This is a genomic window from Burkholderia sp. AU30280 (assembly GCF_020420125.1).
Taxonomy (GTDB): domain Bacteria; phylum Pseudomonadota; class Gammaproteobacteria; order Burkholderiales; family Burkholderiaceae; genus Burkholderia.
Window position 1 is genome coordinate 72,868 of record NZ_JAIZRY010000005.1, and the last position, 17,898, is coordinate 90,765.

A 17,898-nucleotide genomic window follows, 5' to 3' on the forward strand; every position below is an offset into this window, starting at 1 on the left:
GGGTCGGGTTCGCGTCAGAAGTCGGCGTACAGCCGGCCTGGATTGAAAATCGCGTGCGGGTCGAGCTGCGCCTTGAGCTGCCGGTGCACGCGCAACAACGCGGGCGGCAGCGGCTGGAACGGCTCGCGCGTCGGGCCCGGGGTGAAGCAGCTCGCGTGACCGCCCCATTGCGCGGCGAGCCGCTGCACGTCGGCCGGTGCGGCGTCGCTTTTCAGCCAGCGCTGTGCGCCGCCCCAGTCGGCGAGCAGCGCGCCGGGCAATGCGTCGAGCGGCGCGGCGGCCGGCGCCGACACGCGCCACAGCGGGCGCGGATCGTCGAAGAACGGCAGCGCGAGGTCGCGCAGCCGTGCCCAGAACGCATCGTCGCGATCGTCCATGCGCTCGCCGCCGATCGAGTCGCGCGCGGCCTTCACCGAGCCCTCGCCGCCTTCGATCCGCACGCGCAGCACGCCGTCCGCGTGGCATGCGCCCGCGAGCGGCAGCCCCGCCCGCCGCCACGCGGCGATGCGCTGCACGGCTTCGTCCATGGCAAGCGGCAACGCAAGATCGCACGTCGCACGCGGCTTCGGCAGCACCTTCAGCGACACCTCGGTCACGACGCCGAGACAGCCGAAGCTGCCCGCGAGCAATCGCGACACGTCGTAGCCCGCGACGTTCTTCATCACCTCCCCGCCGAAGCGCAGGTGCTTCGCGTGGCCGGTGATCACGCGGCAGCCGAGCACGAAGTCGCGCACCGCGCCGGCCCACGGGCGGCGCGGGCCCGACAGCGCCGCCGCGAACATGCCGCCGACCGTTGCCGCGCCGCCGAACGACGGCGGCTCGCACGGCAGCATCTGGCCGGCCGCGTCGAGCATCGCCTCGAGTGCGGCGAGCGGCGTGCCCGCGCGTGCGGTGACGACGAGTTCGGTCGGGTCGTACGACACGACGCCGCGATGCGTGCGCACGTCGAGCGTGCGGCCTTCGACGGGGCGGCCGAGGAACGCCTTCGTGCCGGCGCCGCGGATGTGCAGCGGCTGGCGCTCGTGGATCGCCGCGTCGACCTGGGCTACCAGCGCCGCGCTGTCGTCGATCGATTCGATGTCAGGTCGCATCAGAAGCGCTCCAGTTCGGGAAACGGCAGCTTGCCGTGATGGACGTGCATCGCGCCGAATTCGGCGCAGCGGTGCAGCGTCGGGATGTTCTTGCCGGGATTGAGCAGGCCCTGCGGATCGAATGCGGCCTTCACCGCGTGGAAGAACGTGATCTCGTCGGCGTTGAACTGCACGCACATCTGGTTGATCTTCTCGCGCCCGACGCCGTGCTCGCCGGTGATGCTGCCGCCCGCCGCGACGCACAGCTCGAGGATCCTTCCGCCGAGCGCTTCCGCGCGGTCGAGTTCGCCGGGCCGGTTCGCATCGAACAGGATCAGCGGGTGCATGTTGCCGTCGCCCGCGTGGAACACGTTCGCGACCGGCAGCCCGTATTCGGCGGACAGCGCGGCGATGCCTTCGAGCACGCGCGGCAGCGCGCGGCGCGGGATCGTGCCGTCCATGCAGTAGTAGTCGGGCGACATGCGGCCGACCGCGGGGAATGCGTTCTTGCGGCCGGCCCAGAAGCGCTGGCGTTCGGCTTCGTCGCGCGCGACGCGGATCTCGGTTGCGCCCGCGTCGCGCAGCAGCGCGGCCACGCGCTCGGCGTCTTCGTCGACGTCGGTCGGCGAGCCGTCGAGTTCGCACAGCAGGATCGCCTGCGCGTCGACCGGGTAGCCCGCGTGAATGAAATCCTCCGCCGCGCGGATCGCGAGGTTGTCCATCATTTCGAGGCCGCCGGGGATCACCCCCGCGCCGATGATTGTCGCGACCGCCGCGCCGGCTTCCGCGACATCGTCGAAGCTCGCCATCAGCACCTTCACGCTCGGCGGCTTCGGCAGCAGCTTCACGGTGACTTCCGTGACGATGCCGAGCATCCCTTCCGAGCCGGTGAACAACGCGAGCAGGTCGAAGCCGGGTGCGTCGAGCGCGTCGGCGCCGAGCGTGAGCGTGTCGCCGTCGATCGTCAGGATCTCGACCTTCAGGATGTTGTGCACGGTGAGGCCGTATTTCAGGCAATGCACGCCGCCCGCGTTTTCAGCGACGTTGCCGCCGATCGAGCAGGCGATCTGCGACGACGGATCAGGGGCGTAGTAGAGGCCGTACGGCGCCGCCGCTTGCGAGATCGCAAGGTTGCGCACGCCGGGCTGTACGCGCGCGATGCCGGCATCGGGGTCGATGTCGAGAATCCTGTTGAACTTCGCCATCACGAGCAGGAGGCCCTTTTCGAGCGGCATCGCGCCGCCCGACAGGCCCGTGCCCGCGCCGCGCGCGACCACCGGCACGCCGAGCGCGGCCGCGACGCGCAGCACCGCGCGCACCTCGTCGACCGTGTCGGGCAGCACGACCGCGAGCGGCACCGTGCGATAGGCGGCGAGGCCGTCGCATTCGAACGGCTTGAGCGCCTCGCGTTCGTGCAGCACGTCGAGGCCGGGCGCCGCCGCGTGCAGTGCGGCGACGAGTGTGTCGCGGCCGACGGTCGCCAGCGGGCCGTCGATCCGTTCGTCGTAGGTGAAACTCATCGGGGTTGTCTCCACCATGCAGGCGGCAGCGCGACGCGCGGCACGCCGGAAGGGATGGATTCTTGGCGGGCGGCGCACGCGTGTCCAGATGCGGCGGATGTGGTCATACCAGTTTTTATCGGGTGGCCTGAAAGCAGCCGTTTGGATCGCCGTGAAACTGAATGGCTACAAGGGTTTGTGGGAAAATCGCCGATATCCTTCCGAAGTGGTTATACCAGTATGGAAATTCAGGAACAGGCGGGCCCGGCGCGGAACGTGGCCGACGTCGTCGCCGAGCGCATCGAGAAGCTGATCGTCGACGGCGTGCTGAAGGCCGGGCAGGCATTGCCGTCCGAACGGCGGCTGACCGAGAAGCTCGGCGTGTCGCGCACGGCCGTGCGTGAAGGGATGAAGCTGCTGCGTGCGCGCGGGATCATCGACACCCTGCACGGCAAGGGCTCGTTCGTCGCGAGCCTGACCCCGCAGCGCGAGATCACGCCGATGATGCATCTGCTCGGCTCGCAGCCGCGCACGCTGTACGACCTGTTCGAGGTGCGCGGGATGCTCGAGACGGAGGCCGCGCGGCTCGCGGCGCTGCGTGGTACGCCGGCGGATTTCATCCTGATCAGGCGTCGCTATGAGGAGATGACCGCGGCCGACACGCAGGATCTCGATCCCGCCGCGCGGGCGAAGCTCGATCATGCGTTTCATCTCGCGATCTGCGAGGCGTCGCATAACCCCGTGCTCGTCAACACGCTGCAGTCGTTGACGGATCTGCTGCTCAGTTCGGTGTTCGCGTCGGTGAACAACCTCTATCACCGCGAACCGCTGAAGAAGCAGATCGACCGCCAGCATGCGCGGCTCTACAACGCGGTCACTGGGCGGCTGCCCGAGCAGGCGCGCAAGGCCGCGAGCGAACATATCCGCCTGTGCGTCGAGTATCTGCGCGAGATCGAGCAGGAGGAGCAGCGGCTCGTGCGGTCGACGCTGAGGCTTGAAGGGTGGACGTGAAGTCGGCTGTGCATTGCGGCCTGACTTGACGCGTATCACGCGCAACGGGCCGCCTGGCGACGCGTGTCACATGGCGATGTCAGACTGCGAGGCATTTTTCTTGTGGCCCGCTGCCGTCTGCCTTGATACGTGGACGCTGTCGTGTGAGCTATGCCTGACGGAACCACGTCGGACGAACCGGTGCGCCACCCTTCCTGAAATGGAGGACATCGCATGTCGAACCGAACCCGCGACGACGGGCACCGCCTCGCCAAAGCAGCGGACGAATCCGCTGATGCGCGTGTTGCATCGGAGACGGCGGCCGAAATCGACGATCCCGAACTTCACAGGCTTGTGGCGAGCATTCGCCAGGACGAAGCGCACTGGTGCGCGGTACTGGTCGACGCGATTCGGTCGCTCGATGCGACGCCGACGCATGCTACCGGGGCGTTCTATGAGAGGGCGATAGCGATCGATGATCTGGCGGGGCGGCTGGCGTTTTTGAATCGTGGTCAGCGGTGGGTCGTGCGGAAGCTGCAGGCGTTGCTGCCGACGCTTGCGCAGCCGGACATGCATCATGCGCTCACGCAGATGCTGGTGGCGCATGAGAAGAATATTGGGTCGGTTGATGCGCTGTTGCGGATCAAAGGCGGCGGACCGAGCTCAGCGTCGCAGTAGCGGCCAAGGGAAGCGTTCATCGCAGATTTCCGTGGATGTTGCTTCTCGACCCGGAACAGACCTTCGTGTTTTCTGGGAGCAGTCATTCAACCGTCTATTGGCTCTCTATGAGGCGTATAGTTTTCCGCCCTCGCCAACCCAGATTACGCCTGGGATCATGTAGAAATAGACAGATAGCTCTGCATCGTTTGCATCACACACGTGACTCGGCCATTGAACCCGGAGCTGGCGAATAATTTCTTCGTGCGTCTCGTGCCACTGGGCATCTCGATCGTAGATGGTGTATCGAGGACGTGGATTCGCAGGAGATGTATAGCAGTCTGCTCCTGGAGCGATGAACATGATCTTACCGTCATCTAACAATTGCCTGACTACGTCAAAGAACGCAGCCTTATATTCGTCAAATGAAAAGGTTGGATTCCAGTGCCTAATTGAGTCAAAGAGGCCTGTGATCCAAAGGCCGAATGAATCTCGAATGATCTCCTCGAGGTGGTCTATCTGCTTCATTGCTGAACATCGGCTTCGCCGTCCGCTGATCCATAGATGTCCAGTTCGAGTCGAATACCACGCGACGCCAACGCCGTGAGGGAAGCAGCCATTTCGAAGTACCTATAGTTTTGATGGCCCAGATTGTCGCCAATCTACGGGCAGCAGTCCAATGACCGTTCGTGGCCGACAGCAGTCTTCGGAAGCTCGATATCGGCACGCACGTCAAAATACTTCGAACGAACACCAGTCGGGCACAAACCCCTCGAAGACAAAAAAGTCGTCGATGTATGTCAGCCCAAGCCGCTCCAATGACCTCGTACACTCGTCGGCCGCATCGCCCCCAAAGAACGGGCCAAGTGATATAAGGCTATCGGATTCGTCAAAATATTTCCGAAAATTGAACTCGACCATAACCGCGGATAGGTCGACATTCTTGGCCGCTAGCGCAGCACGTCGGACAACGATCCCGAAATCTCTCGAAACTTTCATCGTTATTGACCAAAGGCAAGCGTGTGTTCAAGATTGTCTGCGATTCAGCCCTTATGGTCGAGTGTCCGAACTGGCCGAGCACAGACGACCTGTATCTCCCTCGGGCCAATCCCCGACAATCAAAAAAAAGCCCGCCGAAGCGGGCAACCTCACGATGCGGAGGGGGAGATACGAATACGCGGGGCCGCGTGCGTTCAACCTTTGGTCGCACCAAACGTCAGCCCCGCCACAAAATGCTTCTGCATCGCGAAGAACATCGCGACCGACGGCAACGCGGCCAGAATCGACCCGGCCGAAACAAGATTCCACGACGTCGTCCACTGCCCCTTCAACGCGGCCACGCCCGCGGTGATCGGCGCGGCTTCATCGCCCTGCGTGAGACACAGCGCCCAGAAGTAGTCATTCCACACGAACGTAAAAACGAGAATCGCCAGCGCAGCCAGCGCAGGCCGGATCAACGGCAGCACGATCTTCCAGAACACCGTCCATTCCCCCGCCCCTTCGATCCGCGCGGCCTCGATCAACTCGAACGGCAACTGCTTGATGAAGTTGCGCAGAAACAGCGTGCAGAACCCCGTCTGGAACGCGACATGAAACAGGATCAGCGCCTCGACCGTATTGAACACCCCCAGCCTGAGCGACAAATCCCGCACCGGAATCATCAACACTTGCACCGGCACGAAGTTGCCGGCGACGAACGTGCCGAACAGCGCCGTACTTCCGCGAAACTTGTAGGTCGCCAGCGCAAAACCCGCCATCGCCGCCAGCGCGATCGACCCGACAACAGACGGCACCGTGATCTGCACGCTGTTCCAGAAGTAATGCAGCATCGGCGACGTCGTCAGCGCGTCGCGATAGTTCTCGATCATCGAGAAGTGCCGTGGCCAGCCCCAGTAGTGGCCTTCGACCAACTCCTCGGTCGAGCGCACCGACGTGACGAACACCGCGATCATCGGCAGCAGCCAGATCAGCAGCGCGACGGGCAGCGACAACTTGTACAGCCTGCGCGAGACAGGCTTCCATTGAGCAACGGGCGTCGGAAACATGATGGCCACCGGTCAGGTTATTGCTCGTTGCGCAGCAGGCGGCGCAACTGGAACACGATGTAGACGAGCATGATCGCGAACAGCACGACCGCAATCGACGCGGAATAGCCGAGCCGGTAGTACTTGATCGCCTGGTCGTACATGTAATACGCGAGCACGGTCGAGCTCTCGAACGGGCCGCCGCTCGTCATCACCGAGATCAGGTCGAAGCTGCGCAGCGCGCCGATTACCGTGACGACGATCGCCATGAAGGTGGTCGGCCGCAACTGCGGCAGCACCACGTGCCACAGGAGCGCGAAGCCGCGCGCGCCTTCCATCCGCGCGGCTTCGATCTGTTCCGGGTTGAGCGACGTGAGGCCGGTGAGGTACAGGATCATGCAGTACGCGGTCTGCGGCCACAGCGCGGCGAATACGATGCCGAACGTCGCATAGCGCGCGTCGCCGAGCACCGGGATGCCGTGGCCGGCGATCAGCGCGAGCAGCCCGAAGGTCGGATCGTAGAACCACGAGAAGATCAGCCCGACCACCACGCCCGACAGCACGAACGGCGCGAAGAACAGCGACTTCACGAGCCGGATGCCGCTGACCGCCTGGTTCAGGTACAACGCGAGCGCGAGGCCGAGCGGCGGCGCGAGCATGAACAGCGCGAGCCAGATCACGTTGTTGCGCAGCGCGGTGTAGAACGTCGGCGCATGCAGCAGTTCGACGTAGTTCGCGAGACCGACGAAGGTGCGCTCGGTCATCCCGTCCCAGTTGTACAGGCTCAGCCACAGCGTCGACAGGATCGGCCAGATCACATAGACGGCAACCATCGCGCAGGCCGGCGCGAGAAAGAGCCACGCGGCGCGCCGTTGCCGCCGCACGGCGGGCGACGGGCGGCGCGCGGTCAGCACCGTGGCGGACGGCCCGCGCGGCGGCGGCGCGGTGCCGGCGGGCGGGGTGGACGTGATCGGACTGGACACGGCAAGCCTCCTGAACGGGCGCGGCGGCGCGGGGCCGCCGGTTGGGTCACGCGGTCACTTCTTGTAGATGCGCTTGCGGGTCTGTTCGAGCTGCGCGAGCACCGTATCGAGCTGCGCGGGATTGGCCAGGAACTGCTGCATCCCCTTCATCCCCTCGTCGGCCATTTCCTTCGTCATGTCGCGGTCGTAGAACTGCGCGACGCCGCCCTTCGTGTCGGCGAGGATCCGGAAGCCGATGCGCGAGATCGGATCGGCCGGCTCGGGCGACTTGCTGTTGGCCGACAGCGAGCCGAGCCCTTCCGCGAGTTTCGCGCCCATCTCGGGCGTTTCGACGAACGCGAGGAACGTGTGCGCGTCGGCCTTGTTCTTCGCCTTCGTCGGGATATGCAGCGATTCGACCGGGCCGTCCTCGGCGGTCGGCACCTTCGGGTCGATGATCGGGAAGCGGTAGTAGCCCATTTCCTGCTTCACGTTCGGCGGGAAGCCCGCTGCGATGAACGTGCCCATCAGCATCATCGCGGCCTTGCCCTGGAACAGGAACGGCTGCGCGCCGTCGAGATCGTAGGACAGCGCGTTGTCGATGAAGTAGCCCGCGTCGATCAGCGATTTCCACGTCGTGTAGACCTTCTTCACGCGCGGGTCGGTGTACGGCACGTCGCCGGCCATCAGCTGCTGGTGGAACGCGTTGCCGTTCAGGCGCAGGTCGAGATAGTCGAACCAGCCGGCGAGGGTCCATGCGTCGCGGCCGCCGACCGCGATCGGCGTGATGCCGGCCGCCTTCAGCTTCTTGCACGCGTCGAGAAACTGGTCCCAGGTCTTCGGCTCGTCGGCGATGCCGACCTTGTGGAACAGGTCCTTGCGGTAGAACAGCCCCCACGAGTAGTAGACGGTCGGCGCCGCGTACTGCTTGCCGTTGTACGACGATGCGTCGCGCGTCGACGCGTACATCGCGCCCCAGCCGTTCTTCGCCCAGTCGCCGCTCAGGTCCTCGAACAGCCCGCGCTTCGCGTAGTACGCCATCCGCTCTCCGGCGTGCCAGTTCACGACGTCCGGCGCGATGGTGGTGAGCCACGCGGGGAGCTGCACCTTGTACGCTTCCTCGTCGACGAAGGTGGCCTTCACGTCGATGTCGGGATGCGCCTTGCGGAACGCGTCGAGCGTCGACTGCCAGACCGCGCGCTGGCTCGCGCCCTTGAACGCGATGTTGATCGTCAGCGTGCCGGCATCGGCGGGCGCCGTCATGCCGAGCGATGCCAGTGCGACAGCGGCGGCCGTGGCGAGCCGGGCAGCGACGCGAAGGGGGCGATGTGTCATACGTGTCTCCAGTTCTGGGTGTCGTTGTACGTCACCGGCGCATCGTGGCGCCGGTGGCGGTTGCTACGAACGGCTTCGATACGCGGCCACGTCCTGCGGCTCGACTTGCGACGTGCCGAGCACGAACGCGGACGGCGGCACCGCGTCGATCGTGTGCGGTTTGTCGCCATAGTTGAAAACGTAGGTCAGGCCGCCGCGCCGGCTCACGCGCACGCCGTCGCCGAGCGGCGTCGGCGCGAGGCCCGCTTCGGCCGCGACATCGGCGAACAGCCGGACGGTGGTCGCATCGTCGAACAGCGCGGCCCAGTAGTGCAGCGTGCCGTGCGACACGCAGGCCGGGTGACCGTCGGCAAAGCGTGCGCGTACGACGCTGCGCGTGCTGTCATGAAGCTCGACGAAGTCGCGCCAGTGGCGTGCGTCGCCCGCGAGCGGCGCGCCGTCGCGCAGCGTGCCGTCGATCCGCTCGGTCACGTTCGGCCGCAGCGATTCGACGCGCCACACGCGCACCGGCAGGATCGACACGAGCGGGCCGGGCGGCAGCGTCGGCGGGATCTGCAGGTCGACGGTCTTCGAGCCGGTGCGCGGCCCGAACACCGCATGCGCGCCCGAGGCCGCGAGCCGCGCGGCGAAATCGTCCGGCACGACCGGCAGCGGCGGCACGACGATGAGGCGGTAGCCGTCGAGCGGCGCGTGCGCGGAAACGATGTCGACGTCGAGGCCGAGCGAGCGCAGCGCCGAGTAGTACTCGAACGCGAAGCGCGGGTAGTGGAAATCGGCGCCCTGCGGCTGCACTTCGAACAGCCACTTCGCGTCGTAGTCGAAGACCAGCGCGACGGGGGCACGCACGGCGCCGTCCGCGTCCGCGCCGGCGTCGTGCAGGGCCGCGATCTCGCGCGCGACGCGTTGCGCCTCGCGGCCGCCTTCGTCGAGCTGGTTATCGGGGGTATGCAGGCCCGCATGCATCTGTTCCTGCGCGAACGGCGCCTGCCGCCAGCGGAAGTACGACACGCAGCCGGCGCCGTGCGCGAACGCTTCCCAGCTCCACAGGCGCACCATGCCCGGCAGCGGCGCGGGGTTCCACTGCGCCCAGTTCACGGGGCCCGGCTGCTGCTCCATCACCCAGAACGGCAGCTTCGACATGCCGCGATAGAGGTCGTGATTGAACGACGCGAAGTCGGGGTGGCCGGTGCGCAGCCAGCGCGCCTTCACGTGAGGCGCGAACCATTGCTCCTCGAGCGCGCCGAGCGGATAGCTGTCCCAGGTCGCGATGTCGAGGTCGCGCGCCACCTCGTAATGGTCGAACTCGGTGAACAGCTGCATGAAATTGTGCGCGACCGGGCGGCCCGGCGAATGTGCGCGAATCACGTCGACCTGCATCCGGTGATAGCGCGCGACTTCGTCCGACGCGAAGCGCCGATAGTCGAGGCGATGCGACGGGTGGGCCTCGGTCACGGTGCCGACGGGCGCGTCGACCTCGTCGAAGTGGCGATACTCCATGCTCCAGAACACGGTGCCCCACGCGCGGTTCAGCGCGTCGATCGTGCCGTAGCGCGCCTTCAGCCACGCACGGAAGCGCACGAGCGCGGCCGGCGAGTAGCTGACGACGGTCTGGTGGCAACCCAGCTCGTTGTCGGTCTGCCAGTAGCGCACGGCCGGGTGGCGACCGTAGCGCTCGGCGACCGCCGTGCAGATCTGGCGCGACGCTTCGAGATAGGTCGGCGACGAGAAGTCGTAGTGGCGGCGCGAGCCGAACGCGCGCGGCCGGCCGTCCGCGCCGATCGCGAGGATGTCGGGATGACGATCGACCAGCCATTTCGGTGGCGTGGCCGTCGGCGTGCACATCACGATCTCGAGGCCCGCTGCGCCGAGCACGTCGACCGCGCGATCGAGCCAGCCCCAGTCGTATTCGCCCGGCGACGGCTCGATGCGGCTCCACGCGAATTCGGCGATCCGCACCTGCTCGATGCCGAGCGCTTTCATCCGGCGGGCATCGTCGGCCCACATCGTTTCCGGCCAGTGTTCCGGGTAGTAACAGACTCCGAGGCGCATGCCCGATCCTTATGCGTAGTGGTGAACGTGGACATCGGCGCACGCGGGCACCGCGCGGCCGTCTTCGGTGAAGAGATGGCAGGCCGCGGCCGGCGCATGCACGAGCACGCGTTCGCCGCTGCGCACCTGCGCGTCGCCGGGCACCTTCGCGATGAGCGAGTGGCCGCCGGGCTGGTCGAGATGCACGTAGGTCTGCTCGCCCAGGCGTTCGACGAGCGCGACGTCGCGGGCGAGTGCCGTCGCGTCGTGCGCGGCGCCGAGCGTCAGGTGTTCGGGGCGAATGCCGAGCGTCACGGCGGCGCCCGCACCAAGCGCCGCGCCGTTGCGCGGCAGCACGAAGGTTTCGCCGGACGGCGTGAGCGTGACGGCCGTGCGATGCGCATCGCAGGCGGTCACGACGGCCGGCAGGAAGTTCATGCGCGGCGAACCGATGAAGCCCGCGACGAAGCGGCTGGCCGGGTGGTGGTAGAGGTCGAGCGGCGCGCCGACCTGCGCGATGCTGCCGTGCTGCGCGGTATCGGCGCCGGCGTGCAGCAGCACGATCTTGTCGGCGAGCGTCATCGCTTCGGTCTGGTCGTGCGTCACGTAGACGACGCTCGCGCGTTCGAACTGCCGGTGCAGCTTCGCGATCTCGATGCGGGTCTGGCCGCGCAGCGCCGCGTCGAGATTGGACAGCGGTTCGTCGAACAGGAACACGCCGGGCTCGCGCACGATTGCGCGGCCGATCGCGACGCGCTGGCGCTGGCCGCCCGACAGCGCCTTCGGCTTGCGATCGAGCAGCGTGTCGAGCTGCAGGATGCGCGCGGCATCGCGCACTTTCCGGTCGATCTCGGCCTTCGGCACGCGCGCGAGCTTCAGCCCGAACGCCATGTTCTCGTAGACCGTCATGTGCGGAAACAGCGCGTAGCTCTGGAACACCATCGCGACACCGCGCTCGGCGGCCGGCACGTCGTCGACGCGGCGGCCGTCGATCGACAGCTCGCCCGCGCTCAGGTCCTCGAGCCCGGCGATCATGCGCAGCAACGTCGACTTGCCGCATCCGGACGGCCCGAGGAACACGCAGAACTCGTGCGCGCCGATCTCCAGATCGACGTCGCGAATGACCGGCGCGTGATCGCCGTAGGCTTTCTGCACGCGCCGCATCGAGATGCTCGCCATTGTCTCCGCTCCATGTTCTAATGCGCTTTCATCGGTGATTAAGCGCTTAATCATCGCGATCAAAAAAAGAGGCGATGCGATCGCGGCCGAGTCGCGCCCGTCGGTCGGGCGGCAGGGTGTGCGGCGATAGTGCGCCGCTTCGGTGAGCGAAGCAAATACTGGATAGACATCTCATATAGTGGGCAAGCGATGGCAACCCTGGATGAAGTGGCGCGCCGCGCCGGCGTGACGGCCGCGACGGTCTCGAACGTGCTGCGCGACCGCGGCCGGGTGGGCGAGGCGACGCGTGCGCGGGTGCTGGAAGCCGTGGAGGCGCTCGGGTACCGGCCGCATCTCGCCGCGCGGGCGCTGGCGGAAGGGCGCGCGCCAACGGTCGCGCTGATGGTGTCGAGCATCGCGAACCCGTTCTATCCGGAGTTCGCGCTGGCGGTCGAGCGCGCGGTGCGCCGCAACGGGCAGTTCCTGATCGTCTGCAATACGAACGAAGATCCGTTGCAGGGCCGAGCGTATCTCGACCAGATCGCCGGCACGATCTCCGAAGGCATTCTCGTGACCAACGCGAACCTGCATCTGCCGGATCTGCTCGATGTGGCGGCGCGCGGCGTGCCGGTCGTGCTGTGTCTGTGGGAGCGGCCCGATGCGCCGCCCGAAGGGTTGCCGTGCGTGGCGGTGGATTTCCGCGAAGCCGGGCGGATTGCGACGCGGCATCTGCTCGAACTCGGGCACCGGACGATCGGCGTGATCGTCGGCGGATCGGCGAGCGGCGTGCAGGCGGCGCGCTACGACGGCTTCGTCGACGTGATGCGCGAAGCGGGGCTCGATGCGACGATTGTCGCGGCGGAGCCCGATTCGATCGAAGGCGGCGTGCGCGCGGCGGGGCGGTTGCTCGACGCACATTCCGGGCTGACCGCGCTGGTCGCGACCAACGACCTGCCCGCGATCGGCGCCCTGCACGCGGCGGCGGATCGCGGCCGACGCGTGCCCGACGACCTGTCGATCGTCGGCATTACCGATATTCATCTGGCGAGCGACACGCGTCCCACGTTGACGACGGTGGCGATCCCGACCGCCGAGGCCGCCGGGCTCGCGGTCGAACTGCTCAACGCGCTGCGCGAGGCGGGCGGCCGGATCGACGATGCGTCGCGCGTGCGGATCGCGTCGTTGCCGCGGTTGGTGGTGCGCGGTACGACGGCGGCGGTGTCCGGGCGACGCGCCGCCATGTAGCGGGGGGCGACGTGCGCGGCGTTTTCACGTTGCGGGCAATGGGTGGAGAGGCCCGTGACGTCTGCGATGTGATTGCTTGTCGCGCACCGCACGCACGGTTTGCGTCCGGCGCGCGATGCACGTCGGCCGGCCGTTCTAGAACGAGTACGCGAGGGAGGCGAACAGGCTGCGCGGCGCGCCCGGCGTGACCCACAGGCTGTTGTACGAGCTGACGTAGTACGTGCGATTGAACAGGTTGTTCAGCACGACCGACGCGCGCAGATGCTTGTTGACCTGCACGTAGCCGTTGAGCTGCACGGTCGCGTAAGCGGGCAGGTCGAAGCCGTCCTGCGTGTTCGCCGTGTTGCCCGCGCGGCGTCCGACGTAGATCACGCCCGCGCCCGCGCCGGCCTTGTCGACGAGCGGCAGCGCGGTCTCGTACATCAGCAGCGCGCTCCCGCTCAGCCGCGGAATGTCGACGAGGCGTGCGCCGGGCGTCAGCACGCTGTCGTGCGTGACCTGCGCATCGACGTAGGCGAGATTGACGAGGCCGCGCAACCCGTGGCCCAGTTCGCCGTTCCATTCGAATTCGACGCCGCGGCTGCGTACTTCGCCGGCCGCACGCGAGAACCCGGCATTCGCCGGATCGGCGGTCAGCACGTTGCGCTTGTTCACGTAGAACGCGGCGACGGTCGCGAGCCAGCGCGTGCCGGCCCATTTCACACCGGCCTCGTAGCCGCGCCCCTTCTCCGGATCGAACGCGCGGCCGTTCGCGTCGGCGCCGTTGTTCGGCCGGAACGAATACGCGGTGTTCGCGTAGAGCGACAGCGCGGGGCTGGCTTCGTACACGATGCCGAGCCTCGGGCTCAGCGCCGTTTGCAGCTGGGTCGTGGTCACACCCGTCAGGCGATTCTCGACCGACTGGTGAAAGCGGTCCCAGCGCAGCCCGGCGAGCACTTTCCAGTGCGGCCCGAACGCGAGCGTGTCCTGCGCGTACAGGCCTTGGCCGTCGTCGCGCTCGAGCAGGTTCGTCGCGGTGCGCGGCACGGGCGCCGGCTGGCCGTAAACCGGATCGAAGATGTCGATCGCATACGGCGCCGCGGCCGTCGGCGTCGAGCGCGCGACGAACTGGTCGTAGTTGAAGCGATAGGCGTCGACGCCCATCACGAACGTGTGGCCGATGCCGGCGGTGCGGGCCTTGCCGGCCACCTCGACACGCCCTTGCACGTCGTTCGAATGAAACGCGACCTGCCGGTAGCGGCGCCATAGCGTGCGCCCGTCCGGCTGCAGCGCGAACGCCTCGGACGAGCGGCCGGACAGGTCGGTGTCGCGCTGCGCGAAGCCGGCGTTGACCGACCAGTCGGCATTGAAGCGGTGTTCGAGCGTGAACTGGTGGCCCGAGTTGCGCACGTCGAAGTCGCCGTCGCGCGGCTCGCCCAGGAACCTCGACGCCGGCACCGCACCGAGCTGCCCGTTGACCGCGACCACGCCGCGATCGAGCGGCGCGCGCTGCCGGACGGTCTCGAATTCATAGTGCAGCGTCGTGTCCGCGCCGATGTCCCACGTGAACGACGGCGCGAACAGGTAGCGCTTGCTCGACACGGTATCGCGGAAGCTGCCGTTGTTCTCGTTCATCGCGACGAAGCGGTACGCGAGCGACTGCGTGACGGGGCCGGTCGAATCGAGCGTCTCGCGCAGCGCGCCGTAACTGCCGGCCGACACGCCGACGGTGTTCGAGCGCGCGAACTGCGGCTGCTTCGTCGTGTAGCTGATGAGGCCGCCGGGGTCGCCGCGGCCGTACAGCGCGGACGCGGGCCCCTTGAGGACTTCCATGCGCTCGAGCGTGGCGGTGTCGCGCGGCACGCCGATGCCGCGATTCCACGAGAAGCCGTTGACGAGGTAGTCGGTGCCGGATGTGTTGCCGTCGCCGGCGAAGCCGCGCACCGCGTAGTTGTCCCACAGCCCGCCGAAGTTGTTTTGCCGCGCGACGCCGGCGACCCAGTCGTACAGGTCTTCGCCGCGTGTGGCGGCCACGGTCTGGATCAGTTTCTTGTCGACGCTGCTGACCGCGAACGGAATCTCCATCACGTCCGTCTCGGTGCGCGTCGCGCTCGTCGATTCCGGCGCGCGAAACGGCGCCGTCGTGCGCTGCCCGGAGACTTCGATCGCGGGCAGCGACAGTTCCTGAGCGTCGGCGGCGCCCAGGCCGGCCGTGCCGACGACGATGGCCAGCGGTGCGGCCGCCCAGTTCTTTTTGCTCATACCCCGTCCTTCAGAGATTGGTCCGCGTTCGGGCACCGCGGGCCGTCTTGCGCCGGCATCCGTGTTCCAAACAGTTCATTTGCGCGCCGAAATCTAATGCAAATGAGAGTTATTTGCAATCGTAAGCTGACCTTGTTGCTTGGGTGCCAAAGGGCGTCGGAGGGAGCGGCGGGACGGTCGGATTTGTCGGGGAGCCTCGGGACAGCGATGGGATTCGGGGAAGTCGCCGGCGGCTATTGTTTGCGCCGTGCGAATTCGGCAACGATGGGTGGAAAGCCGAATGACGGCTCACCGACTGGCGCGATTCACGGTAGCGGTGGACACGCGCGCTGCGCCGTTCATGCGGGCGCACCACGCCCCGGACGTGCGAAAAACCGGGCTGCCCGCACCGGTCGGCGCGATTGCGCGCATGACCGTGCCCGAACACGTGCCGGCGTCACCCGCCTTCGACGAGCCGCAACACGATGCGCCGGGCCGACTCGAGATGCGCGACGGTCATCGCCCGGGCGCCGCGCGCATTGCGCTCGCGGCACGCTTGCAGGATCTCTTCGTGCTCGACCTGGAACGACGGCGTGTCCGCGAGCAGCGTGGCTTGCAGGCGCTCATATCGTTCGACCTGGCTGCGCAGCTCCGCGATCGCCTTCAACTGCCGCTCGTTGCCGCAGCACGAATACAGCAACGCATGGAATTCACGGTTCAACTCGCCTTGCCGGCGCGGCACGTTCGATTCGCCGAGCAGCCGATGCACGAGTTCGGCGCGAGCGAGCGTCTCGTCGTCGAGCCGCTTCACGCTGCGATGGATCGCGTCGCCTTCGAGCAGCGCACGCATGTCGTAGATCTCCTGCACGTCGGACGCGCTCAGCATCCGCACGACCGCACCGCGATTGCGGAAGATCTCCAGCAGCCCTTCGCGCTCCAGCCGCTGGATGGCTTCGCGCATCGGAATCCGGCTGATCCCGAAGCGCTCGGCGAGGTCGCGTTCAACGAGCCGCTCGCCGGCCTGCAGCTCGCCGTTGACGATCATTTCCCGCAGCGATGCGGCTACCGCGTCCGCCGTCGAATCGAGTCTGGCTTCCATTCCGTGATTCCCCATTTTGGAATAATGGTATACCAAACAGGTTTCCGATGCCACAATGACGACCTCACGTTCCGATACCGAAGGAGACCGAGATGGCGCATGGCGAACACACGTACCGCGTGGCAGTCGAGTGGACCGGCAACCGCGGAACCGGCACGTCGGGGTATCGCGAATATGGCCGCGATTATGTGATCCGCGCCGGTTCGAAGCCGGACATCCCGGGCTCGTCGGACGCGGCGTTTCGCGGCGACGCGGCACGCTGGAATCCGGAGGACCTGCTACTCGCGTCGGCCTCGGCGTGCCACAAGCTGTGGTATCTGCATCTTTGCTCGGAAGCCGGCATCCGCGTGCTCGCGTACGTCGACGACGCCGAAGGGACGATGCTCGACACCCCGGAGCAGGGGCGCTTCACCGAAATCGTGCTGCACCCGCGCGTGACGATCCGCGCGGGCGACGATCGCGCGCTGGCCGAGCGGCTGCATCACGATGCGCATGCGAAGTGCTATATCGCGAACTCCGTGAACTTTCCGATCCGGTGCGAGCCGCGCGTCGAGTGCGCGGCCGCGTGACGTTACAACGCGATCCCGTACACCTCCCGCGCGGCCGCGCGGATCGCGTCGGCCATCACCACGACGGCCGGTGAATGCAGCCGGTCGGTGCGGGTGATGATCCCGAAATCGTCCATCCGGCAATCCATTTCCAGCGGCAGCACCGACACGATGCCATGTCGCGCGTAGTACAGCGCGACGTCCTCCGCGAGCACCGCGATCATGTCGCTCTGTTCGAGCACCTGCGTGATGAACAGCAGCGCGGCCGTCTCGACGACGTTCGCGGGCGGCGCGAGGCTCGCGCGCTGGAACACCAGCTCGAAGCGGTGGCGCAGCACGCTGCCGGCCGGCGGCATGACCCACGCGGCGCGCTGCACGTCGGCGAGCGACAGCGGCGCTTGCGCGAGCAGCGGATGGCCGGGCCGCACGACGGCCGCGACCGGCTCGCCGGTCAGCGGCTCGTAGCGCAGGTGCAGCTTGTCGTGTTCGGCTGACAGCCGGCCGAGCACGATGTCGAGCTTGTCCTGTGCGAGGTGTTCGAGCAGCGCATTGCTCGTGTCGATCGCGACGGACACGCGCACGTTCGCGTGCGTGTCCTTCACCGCGGCGACGGCCGGCGGCACGAGCCGCAGGCCCGGCGACGTGATCGCGCCCACCGCCACATGGCCGAGATGGCCGGCCTTCAGCGCGGCCAGTTCCTCGTGCGCCTGGTCGAGGCTGCCGAGCGCCGCGCGTGCGTGGCGGATCAGCGCGTCGCCGTACAGCGTCGGCCGCATCCCGCGCGGCAGGCGTTCGAACAGCACCGCGCCGATCGATTCCTCGAGTTCGCGCAGCAGCTTCGACGCGGCCGGCTGCGTCATGTTCAGCGCGGCCGCCGCGCGGTGAATGCTGCCTTCGTCGGCAAGCGCGACGACCAGCAGAAGCTGGCGCGTCTTCAGGCGGCCACGGTTTCCCCACGGGCTGGCTTCGGGCATCGTACGGGTTTATATCGATATCGAATTGGATATCGTAATCGACCAAAACGTCATTAGCGAGTTATCAAAATTCTGCCTAGACTGCGCCG

13 protein-coding genes and 1 pseudogene are annotated in these 17,898 nt (G+C 67.0%); 4 read left to right on the forward strand and 10 right to left on the reverse strand.

Annotation, left to right across the window (positions count from 1 at the left end):
• Positions 1 to 14: 14 nt before the first annotated feature.
• Entirely contained in the window at positions 15 to 1,091 is a 1,077-nt protein-coding gene (gene glcE, locus LGN17_RS13215; protein WP_226197201.1) for a glycolate oxidase subunit GlcE, read from the reverse strand.
• Positions 1,091 to 2,590: a glycolate oxidase subunit GlcD gene (glcD, locus tag LGN17_RS13220; protein ID WP_226197202.1), complete on the reverse strand. Its 1,500-nt coding sequence runs from the start codon at positions 2,588 to 2,590 to the stop codon at positions 1,091 to 1,093. The genes glcE and glcD overlap by 1 nt, the downstream gene beginning before the upstream one ends.
• A gap of 219 nt (positions 2,591 to 2,809) precedes the next feature.
• On the opposite strand from glcD, the gene glcC reads away from it, so the two are divergent.
• A complete protein-coding gene (gene glcC, locus LGN17_RS13225; RefSeq protein ID WP_226197203.1) occupies positions 2,810 to 3,580 on the forward strand; it encodes a transcriptional regulator GlcC in 771 nt (256 codons plus the stop codon).
• Between the two features lie 264 nt (positions 3,581 to 3,844).
• Positions 3,845 to 4,237 (forward strand): annotated as a pseudogene (locus tag LGN17_RS13230) (DUF6306 domain-containing protein); the annotation flags it as partial.
• Between the two features lie 1,172 nt (positions 4,238 to 5,409).
• Here the strand turns inward: LGN17_RS13230 and LGN17_RS13235 are convergent.
• The 5 genes from LGN17_RS13235 to LGN17_RS13255 all read right to left on the reverse strand — a co-directional run bounded on the left by LGN17_RS13235 (position 5,410) and on the right by LGN17_RS13255 (position 11,744).
• Entirely contained in the window at positions 5,410 to 6,261 is an 852-nt protein-coding gene (locus LGN17_RS13235; protein WP_175965238.1) for a carbohydrate ABC transporter permease, read from the reverse strand.
• Positions 6,262 to 6,278: 17 nt separating this feature from the next.
• On the reverse strand, positions 6,279 to 7,223 hold the full coding sequence (locus LGN17_RS13240; protein WP_226197205.1) for a carbohydrate ABC transporter permease: 945 nt from the start codon (positions 7,221 to 7,223) through the stop codon (positions 6,279 to 6,281).
• A gap of 54 nt (positions 7,224 to 7,277) precedes the next feature.
• Positions 7,278 to 8,537 (reverse strand): ABC transporter substrate-binding protein, encoded by a 1,260-nt coding sequence (locus LGN17_RS13245; RefSeq protein WP_226197206.1) that lies wholly within the window; start codon positions 8,535 to 8,537, stop codon positions 7,278 to 7,280.
• A gap of 63 nt (positions 8,538 to 8,600) precedes the next feature.
• Positions 8,601 to 10,586 (reverse strand): beta-galactosidase, encoded by a 1,986-nt coding sequence (locus LGN17_RS13250; RefSeq protein ID WP_226197207.1) that lies wholly within the window; start codon positions 10,584 to 10,586, stop codon positions 8,601 to 8,603.
• A gap of 9 nt (positions 10,587 to 10,595) precedes the next feature.
• On the reverse strand, positions 10,596 to 11,744 hold the full coding sequence (locus tag LGN17_RS13255) for an ABC transporter ATP-binding protein (protein WP_226197208.1): 1,149 nt from the start codon (positions 11,742 to 11,744) through the stop codon (positions 10,596 to 10,598).
• Between the two features lie 189 nt (positions 11,745 to 11,933).
• Between LGN17_RS13255 and LGN17_RS13260 the strand changes: the two genes are divergently transcribed.
• Positions 11,934 to 12,968 carry a LacI family DNA-binding transcriptional regulator gene (locus LGN17_RS13260; protein ID WP_226197209.1) on the forward strand — a complete coding sequence of 345 codons (1,035 nt, stop codon included), beginning with the start codon at positions 11,934 to 11,936 and terminating at the stop codon, positions 12,966 to 12,968.
• Positions 12,969 to 13,103: 135 nt separating this feature from the next.
• Here LGN17_RS13260 and LGN17_RS13265 read toward each other — a convergent pair whose 3' ends face one another.
• Both LGN17_RS13265 and LGN17_RS13270 read right to left on the reverse strand, forming a co-directional pair.
• The gene (locus LGN17_RS13265) at positions 13,104 to 15,209 is read right to left on the reverse strand and encodes a TonB-dependent siderophore receptor (RefSeq protein WP_226197210.1); all 2,106 of its coding nucleotides are present in this window, start codon (positions 15,207 to 15,209) and stop codon (positions 13,104 to 13,106) included.
• A 436-nt stretch (positions 15,210 to 15,645) separates the two neighbouring features.
• Positions 15,646 to 16,287: a GntR family transcriptional regulator gene (locus LGN17_RS13270; RefSeq protein WP_226197211.1), complete on the reverse strand. Its 642-nt coding sequence runs from the start codon at positions 16,285 to 16,287 to the stop codon at positions 15,646 to 15,648.
• Positions 16,288 to 16,379: 92 nt separating this feature from the next.
• On the opposite strand from LGN17_RS13270, the gene LGN17_RS13275 reads away from it, so the two are divergent.
• Complete coding sequence (locus LGN17_RS13275) at positions 16,380 to 16,856, forward strand: OsmC family protein (RefSeq protein ID WP_226197212.1); 477 nt, start codon at positions 16,380 to 16,382, stop codon at positions 16,854 to 16,856.
• A 2-nt stretch (positions 16,857 to 16,858) separates the two neighbouring features.
• Here the strand turns inward: LGN17_RS13275 and LGN17_RS13280 are convergent, their stop codons facing one another.
• Positions 16,859 to 17,809 (reverse strand): LysR substrate-binding domain-containing protein, encoded by a 951-nt coding sequence (locus LGN17_RS13280; protein ID WP_226197213.1) that lies wholly within the window; start codon positions 17,807 to 17,809, stop codon positions 16,859 to 16,861.
• Between the last annotated feature and the right edge of the window lie 89 nt (positions 17,810 to 17,898).

Excerpts from the sequence above, each read along its gene's own strand:
- LGN17_RS13275 (WP_226197212.1), top strand. The coding sequence starts at position 16,380 with ATGGCGCATGGCGAACACACGTACCGCGTGGCAGTCGAGTGGACCGGC.
- glcE (WP_226197201.1), bottom strand. The coding sequence starts at position 1,091 with ATGCGACCTGACATCGAATCGATCGACGACAGCGCGGCGCTGGTAGCC.
- LGN17_RS13255 (WP_226197208.1), bottom strand. The coding sequence starts at position 11,744 with ATGGCGAGCATCTCGATGCGGCGCGTGCAGAAAGCCTACGGCGATCAC.
- LGN17_RS13260 (WP_226197209.1), top strand. The coding sequence starts at position 11,934 with ATGGCAACCCTGGATGAAGTGGCGCGCCGCGCCGGCGTGACGGCCGCG.
- LGN17_RS13235 (WP_175965238.1), bottom strand. The coding sequence starts at position 6,261 with ATGTTTCCGACGCCCGTTGCTCAATGGAAGCCTGTCTCGCGCAGGCTG.
- glcC (WP_226197203.1), top strand. The coding sequence starts at position 2,810 with ATGGAAATTCAGGAACAGGCGGGCCCGGCGCGGAACGTGGCCGACGTC.
- LGN17_RS13245 (WP_226197206.1), bottom strand. The coding sequence starts at position 8,537 with ATGACACATCGCCCCCTTCGCGTCGCTGCCCGGCTCGCCACGGCCGCC.
- LGN17_RS13250 (WP_226197207.1), bottom strand. The coding sequence starts at position 10,586 with ATGCGCCTCGGAGTCTGTTACTACCCGGAACACTGGCCGGAAACGATG.
- LGN17_RS13270 (WP_226197211.1), bottom strand. The coding sequence starts at position 16,287 with ATGGAAGCCAGACTCGATTCGACGGCGGACGCGGTAGCCGCATCGCTG.
- LGN17_RS13280 (WP_226197213.1), bottom strand. The coding sequence starts at position 17,809 with ATGCCCGAAGCCAGCCCGTGGGGAAACCGTGGCCGCCTGAAGACGCGC.
- LGN17_RS13265 (WP_226197210.1), bottom strand. The coding sequence starts at position 15,209 with ATGAGCAAAAAGAACTGGGCGGCCGCACCGCTGGCCATCGTCGTCGGC.
- glcD (WP_226197202.1), bottom strand. The coding sequence starts at position 2,590 with ATGAGTTTCACCTACGACGAACGGATCGACGGCCCGCTGGCGACCGTC.